The sequence below is a fragment of the Aquiflexum sp. genome, assembly GCF_041749095.1.
In the GTDB taxonomy this organism is placed as follows: domain Bacteria; phylum Bacteroidota; class Bacteroidia; order Cytophagales; family Cyclobacteriaceae; genus Aquiflexum.
The window spans coordinates 1-6,031 of sequence record NZ_JBGTCA010000404.1 but is presented as its reverse complement, the minus strand read 5'-3'; the positions used below and the strand labels follow the sequence as shown (position 1 = coordinate 6,031).

The 6,031-nt window shown below is 40.7% G+C and carries 6 protein-coding genes and 1 pseudogene; 4 read left to right on the top strand and 3 right to left on the bottom strand.

The features are described 5' to 3' along the window. Positions 1 to 659: 659 nt before the first annotated feature. The 4 genes from ACEW8O_RS18390 to ACEW8O_RS18375 all read left to right on the top strand — a co-directional run bounded on the left by ACEW8O_RS18390 (position 660) and on the right by ACEW8O_RS18375 (position 3,268). On the top strand, positions 660 to 1,082 hold the full coding sequence (locus tag ACEW8O_RS18390; protein ID WP_373496089.1) for a hypothetical protein: 423 nt from the start codon (positions 660 to 662) through the stop codon (positions 1,080 to 1,082). After that, on the top strand, positions 1,067 to 1,447 hold the full coding sequence (locus tag ACEW8O_RS18385; protein ID WP_373496088.1) for a hypothetical protein: 381 nt from the start codon (positions 1,067 to 1,069) through the stop codon (positions 1,445 to 1,447). The genes ACEW8O_RS18390 and ACEW8O_RS18385 overlap by 16 nt, the downstream gene beginning before the upstream one ends. Before the next feature lie 91 nt (positions 1,448 to 1,538). Then, positions 1,539 to 2,684: a DNA polymerase III subunit gamma/tau gene (locus ACEW8O_RS18380; RefSeq protein WP_373496087.1), complete on the top strand. Its 1,146-nt coding sequence runs from the start codon at positions 1,539 to 1,541 to the stop codon at positions 2,682 to 2,684. Positions 2,685 to 2,923: 239 nt separating this feature from the next. Continuing rightward, on the top strand, positions 2,924 to 3,268 hold the full coding sequence (locus ACEW8O_RS18375) for a hypothetical protein (protein WP_373496086.1): 345 nt from the start codon (positions 2,924 to 2,926) through the stop codon (positions 3,266 to 3,268). Here the strand turns inward: ACEW8O_RS18375 and ACEW8O_RS18370 are convergent. The 3 genes and pseudogenes from ACEW8O_RS18370 to ACEW8O_RS18360 all read right to left on the bottom strand — a co-directional run. Further along, the gene (locus ACEW8O_RS18370) at positions 3,265 to 4,254 is read right to left on the bottom strand and encodes a DUF3078 domain-containing protein (protein ID WP_373496085.1); all 990 of its coding nucleotides are present in this window, start codon (positions 4,252 to 4,254) and stop codon (positions 3,265 to 3,267) included. The two genes, ACEW8O_RS18375 and ACEW8O_RS18370, sit on opposite strands and share 4 nt — an antisense overlap. 29 nt (positions 4,255 to 4,283) lie before the next feature. Next, positions 4,284 to 5,813, bottom strand: coding sequence for a LysM peptidoglycan-binding domain-containing protein (locus ACEW8O_RS18365; protein WP_373496084.1), 1,530 nt, complete (start codon positions 5,811 to 5,813; stop codon positions 4,284 to 4,286). A 65-nt stretch (positions 5,814 to 5,878) separates the two neighbouring features. Then, positions 5,879 to 6,031 (bottom strand): annotated as a pseudogene (locus ACEW8O_RS18360) (methyltransferase); the annotation flags it as partial.

Sequence of the window (6,031 nt, the reverse complement as noted above, 5' to 3'; positions counted from 1 at the left end):
ACTTAGCCACTTGTCTTAGCCCTGCTTAGTAGCCTCACAGGGAGCGGCTCTAACATTTCGACACCCCAGAATCAACCCGGAAAGAGCAGCGGGTTGCGGGATGTGGCCGGGGAGAATCTATCGAATCTCAACCCTTTAAGCATTATCTGTGTCCCCTGAGGGATAGATTAGGCAGCCATGGCGTAAGAAGTTTCGCCAATTATAGTCGTATGAATTATTCAAGTCCGTACATACTCCGGCCTGCATGCGAGCCCAGTCCTTACACCTACTGTCAAAACCGGTCAGCCCCATTGTTTCTAAATGGGAGACAAATATAGGGGAAAATTGGTTCAATGTTAGATGGGAGACGTGAGATTTGAGACGTGAGATTGGTGAGTTGATAAAAGAGAGGTTGGTATTTAAGAAACAAGAGACAAGAATCAAGAAAATGTCTAATTATAATTCACTAAGTAATAAGAAGGGAATCCTATGTACTTCAGAACCAATAAAAAGTTTAAAGACCGAATTTAACTTGTCCTTGTCACCTCGACGACAGGAGAGGTCTAAAATCCTCAGGCAGAATAGATTTCTCGACGTTCGAAATAACCCAACAACCCGACAACATCCTTGGAATCCTATTCAAAAATTGAAACCTTAGTGGCTTATAAATAAAATCTGTTTTGAAAAAGATTATTTTCATTTTCCTGTTTTTGGTCTCCTTTTCTTCCTTTTCACAAATCCTCAATATCGAGAGGTACCGGATACAAAGTGACACTGCCAAATCATTTGCTGTCAAGGCCACTGCCGGACTCAATATCTTCAACCGAAGTGCGGCAGCGGATGCCCCGGTCAACTTATTTGGCTACAAATGGGACATCAACTCCATGTATCATCCCGGCAAACATGCTTATATTTTTGTCTCCAATTTTGACTACCTGAGGATCAATGACAACGATTTTATAAACTTTGGCCTTATCCATGGCAGGACGGTTTTCAATTACGACAATAAGAACAACCTGGAAGCTTTTTTACAGTATTCATTTGACAATTTCAGGGGCTTGGCGCCAAGATGGATTGCTGGGGTACTATGCGAAAAAAACTAGTGGAAAGCAAAAGACTCACTTTCGTGATCGGCTTTGGGGGTTTATATGAAAATGAGACCTGGTTTCACCCTGTTGAAGAAAACTTCGTGAATGTTCAGTTTATCAAAAATTCCAATTATGTCTCTATCCGCTGGACAATCAATGAGTACGTGGATTTCAACACCGTGACCTATTATCAGGTTGGTTATGACCGGGAGATCCAGGCATTCCGAAATAGGGTTAATGGCAATTTCAACCTGAATACAAGAATCACAGACCGATTCTCTTTCAACAACAGTTTTAATTTCAGCTACGAGGACAAACCCATCGTCCCAATTACACCTTTTATCTTCGCCTTCAACACCGGAATTTCTTTTGATTTTTAATTCAGCTTAAAATGAGTGACTTAATTAAAAATTTTCTTCTTGAATTGATTTCTTCTAAGACAGGTTTCCAATAATTTTATATCTTGCGGTGATGGAAAATTTTGTTGTTTCAGCTAGAAAATATAGGCCTTCCAATTTTAAAAGTGTCGTGGGTCAGGGGCATATTACCACCACCCTGAAAAACGCCATCAAAAACAATCATTTGGCACAGGCTTTTCTTTTTTGTGGACCTAGAGGGGTAGGGAAAACCACTTGTGCCAGAATTTTGGCCAAAACCATCAACTGCCCAAATCTAACCGCTGATTTTGAAGCTTGCAATGAGTGTGATTCCTGTAGAGCCTTCAATAATAATGCATCTTTCAATGTCCATGAACTCGATGCTGCTTCCAACAACTCCGTGGATGATATCAGAAACCTTGTCGAACAGGTCAGATATGCCCCACAGCAGGGACAATATAAAATCTATATCATAGATGAAGTTCACATGCTTTCGAATCAGGCGTTCAATGCCTTTTTGAAAACATTGGAGGAACCCCCGAAGTATGCCATTTTTATTTTGGCAACTACCGAAAAGCATAAAATCATCCCGACTATACTTTCCAGATGTCAGATTTTTGATTTCAATAGAATTCAGATAGCAGATATTGCCCAACACCTCAAATACATCGCTGCCGAAGAAAAAATTGAGGCTGAGGAAGAAGCATTGAGATTGATTGCCACCAAAGCAGATGGTGCATTGAGAGATGCTTTATCCATTTTTGACCTGATCGTTACCTTCTCTGCAGGTAATAAATTAACTTATCAGGAGACGATCAGCAATCTGCATATCCTTGATTATGATTACTATTTCAAGGTATTGGATGCACTTTTGGCAGGAAGTATTTCGGATGTGTTGTTGACTTTCGATGAGATTCTCAAAAAAGGATTTGATGGACATAATTTTATAACAGGATTGGCCGAGCATCTCAGGGACCTGATGGTCTGCAAAGATCCTGCGACCATTGAACTGATACAGGTGTCGGAATCTGCTAAGGAAAGGTACCTGCTTCAGTCCCAACAAGCGGGCGTCTCATTTTTATTATCTGCTTTGAACATCTGTAATCAATGCGATATCAATTTCAAAGCGAGTAAAAACCAAAGGCTTCATGTAGAATTGGCCTTGATGAAAATGGCCAAATTGCCCCAGGCAATATCTTTGGCAGTTTTGGCCCAAGAGGAGTCAAAAAAAAAAGACTGATTGAGCCATCAGAGCCTGCAAAAAACGAAGGTGTTGCAGCATCACTTTTCAAAGATGCCAATCCTTTTGCAGCCAAAAAGACTGAAGCACAGCGGACGCTTTCCATTCCCACAAGTATCAGTCAGGCCAAAGAACAGGTAGAGGCAAGGCCCTCGGCAAATACAGCCAAAGAAGAATCAAAAGAAGAGAAGGAGCAATCAAATTCTGACCAACTGGCTGAGATATTTGATTTTGATAAATTGCAGCAAGTCCTTTTTGAGATCACTGAAGATTATAAAACAAACCATAAAAATCTGGAAGTAACTGTTCTGAAACAGGAATTTGTATTGGAAGGCGAAACCATAACATTTCACCTCAACGGGGAATTGCAGCAGGATATTTTTCAAAAAATCAAGGCTGATGTACTGGGTCTTTTACGGAGGAAGCTGAACAATTACAGCATCCATATTCAAAGTGAAATCAAAGAAGAGGCAGAAGGGAAAAAGAAATTATATACGAGTACTGATAAACTCCAGTACCTTAAGGGAAAATCTCCTGCATTGGCCGAATTGCAACGAAGGTTTCAATTGGAAACTGATTTCTAAAAATCCACTCCTATCCCAAAATTGATCATGTTCTGTAATTGGACCGCCCGACGGGGAGGCCCATCCGCTTGTTGGATCAGCACACTTTCATCATAGATCAATATGGTTTCAATCCGGGTAGTAATATATCTATTGACTTTCATTGAAATCACAGAGTTGAGATTGACCACAAAATTTCCCAGTCTTTCAAAATTGGTGAACAGGTTTAAATCTGCTTTCCACCTGATGTTTTCAAGCATCTGAATATCGGTCGTGGATCCAAAAGACACCCCTGCTTCAGCACGTATATTTTCGCCAGGGATAACCCCAAATGCTCCCGCATTACTGAGAGAATCATTAAGAACCACCGTAAAACGGCCTGTAAATGGCGAGGCAATGAGGGAGATTTTATCTTTATTTTTATACTCCTTGCGGTAATTCAAACCTGTTGAGGATTGGATATAGGCAGGCGCAAGAAAATCTGAAAGTTTTGATCTGGAATCGAGTTCTGCACCTGAAGGCCTGAAATAACGATATCCTGAAAGTAATTGGGTTCTTGCCTCCAACTGTGTAGTCAAAAACCAAAGGTCCGTAAGCTCCCGTCCATATTTGCTAATAAAAATAAAGTTATCATTGGTTTTTCTTGTTGCAAACCTTCTTTCAGCTTGACTATTAAATCCTGCATTGACATTTAATTTGGTGTCCCAGATGATCTGATCTTTTTTATAATTGGCAAAAAGACTCAGGCCCGTATTCAGAGCAAAATTGCTTGCACCCCCAGCATTCCAGTTAGAAAGACTTACCTGCTGAAGGCTTAGGTTAAAATTACCGCCATTTTCCCAATAGACCGGTTTTACCTGTTGTCTGATGATAATTGAATCACCCAACATAATAATAGTATCACCACTGATTAGCAGGGTATCGGCAAGCATCAGCCTGTCCTGGGCTTTGAGTAAGGAGACCGAAACAAAGAAGAAAAGACAAAGGGAGAAAACTCTTTTTTGCATTTTGTAAATTCAAAGTGCTAAAATAAGATTCATGGTTTATTAATCGTCAATTTTTGCCCAATCTTTATATCATTGTTTGATAATCTGTTCCATTTCTTGATATCATCCACTGATACGCCATATTTTTGGCTGATCCGAAAGAGATTTTCTCCCTGAACCACCGTATGGATGGTTACTTTTGCATTTGAATTGGAGGTAGTTGGACCGGAGTCAGGCACTGTTGTATTTTGGGGTGAACTCACCGTGCCAGGATTTGTAGGTGATGGCTGCTGATTGTTGTATGCAACTACTTTTCTGAATTCTGAAGCAGGAACCATGGGAATATCCTCACCTCTTTTGATATGTTCTCTCAAATTCAGCATCATTCCGGCTTTTAGGTCCCTGTCTTCTTTGATCCGGTTTTTAGCCTTTAAAGCCGATAATTTGATCCCGTACATTTGGGAAATTGACCAAAGTGTTTCTCCCGGCAGTACCACATGCTGCTCTTCTTCAGCCCGGGTTTTCTTAGCTTTTGTATAATAATACTGGCCTGCCTCTATTTTTTCATCTTTTTCGAGGTCGTTGATCCTTCTGAATTTATTTTCTCTTATTCCAATCTGATCAGTAAATTTTTCCTGGGTTGTTGTTTTGGCGGCTTTGATACCTTCTATATTATTGACCTTGATCTGATTGGGCTGGGTAGCGTTTGTTTGGTTACCGGTGACTTTTGGGTAAGCAGTATTGCTGACGGAGCTGACAGTAGTGACGGCAGGCTGAGATGTAGGTTGGTTTTGGGCAATGGCAGGTCTTGCCTGTTGTGTGTCTTCTCTAATATAAATAATGGAATATGGCCTGTCATCCGGGATATTGCCTTTAGCAGTCCATTTGTTGTATTCTTTCAAATGAGTTTCGGAGACACCAAGTCTTGAAGCAAGAGCTTTCAAAGTAGTAGGGCCCTGCACCCTGATTTCTTCCAGATACCCTGAATTGCTTGCCAATCTTACTGTAGGTGATTCAAAAGCCACTTTATGGGCAAGGAATTTCTTAAAATACCAATGTGAATTCCTATCAATTTCGATTACCTTTTTCCCGTTGTACTGGGTGCCAAAATAACCCCTGGCTCCGCCCAGACCCATTTGGTATGCCACCAAGGCACACATCCAATTATCAAACTGGGCATTATTTTTTTTCAGATATCTTGCGGCACCTTGGGTGGAGTTTACAATGTTTTTCCTGTCATCCACTTGATTATCTACCCTCAAAGACACTTCTTCTGCTGTCCCCTGCTTGAACTGCCAGAATCCTACTGCATTTGAAGTAGAAACTGCATCAGGTATCAGACTGCTTTCCTGAATGACCAGATATTTAAAATCCGATGGAACGCCGGCATTTCTCAATTCCCTTTCCACCAATGGTAAATAAAGATTTACCCTTTCTGCTTTTGTTTGAAAATAGGTCGGACTACGATAAAGTGCATCTACATCACTTTGGATTTCTCTCCTTGCCTGTTCGTTGATTCTGATGGTCAGGTCTGCAAAACGGAGTTCGTTGGGGACTTGTGGAACCTGGGCCCAAGCCATCGGCCCAATTAAAAAAGTAAAGCAATACAGTAAATTTCTCTTGAAGTTCATTAAATTATTCATACTCATATTTTTCTTGCAAGCATTAATCCGTCTCTGATAGGAAGAAGGACATTTTCGACTCGGGGATCATTTTGCACCATTTTATTGTAGTCCAGAATGATTTGTGTGTCTTTGTCAAATTTCTTTCCACCTTCGGCAATCACTTTTCCGGACCA

Excerpts from the sequence above, each read along its gene's own strand:
- ACEW8O_RS18385 (WP_373496088.1), top strand. The coding sequence starts at position 1,067 with ATGCGAAAAAAACTAGTGGAAAGCAAAAGACTCACTTTCGTGATCGGC.
- ACEW8O_RS18380 (WP_373496087.1), top strand. The coding sequence starts at position 1,539 with ATGGAAAATTTTGTTGTTTCAGCTAGAAAATATAGGCCTTCCAATTTT.
- ACEW8O_RS18370 (WP_373496085.1), bottom strand. The coding sequence starts at position 4,254 with ATGCAAAAAAGAGTTTTCTCCCTTTGTCTTTTCTTCTTTGTTTCGGTC.
- ACEW8O_RS18365 (WP_373496084.1), bottom strand. The coding sequence starts at position 5,813 with ATGGCTTGGGCCCAGGTTCCACAAGTCCCCAACGAACTCCGTTTTGCA.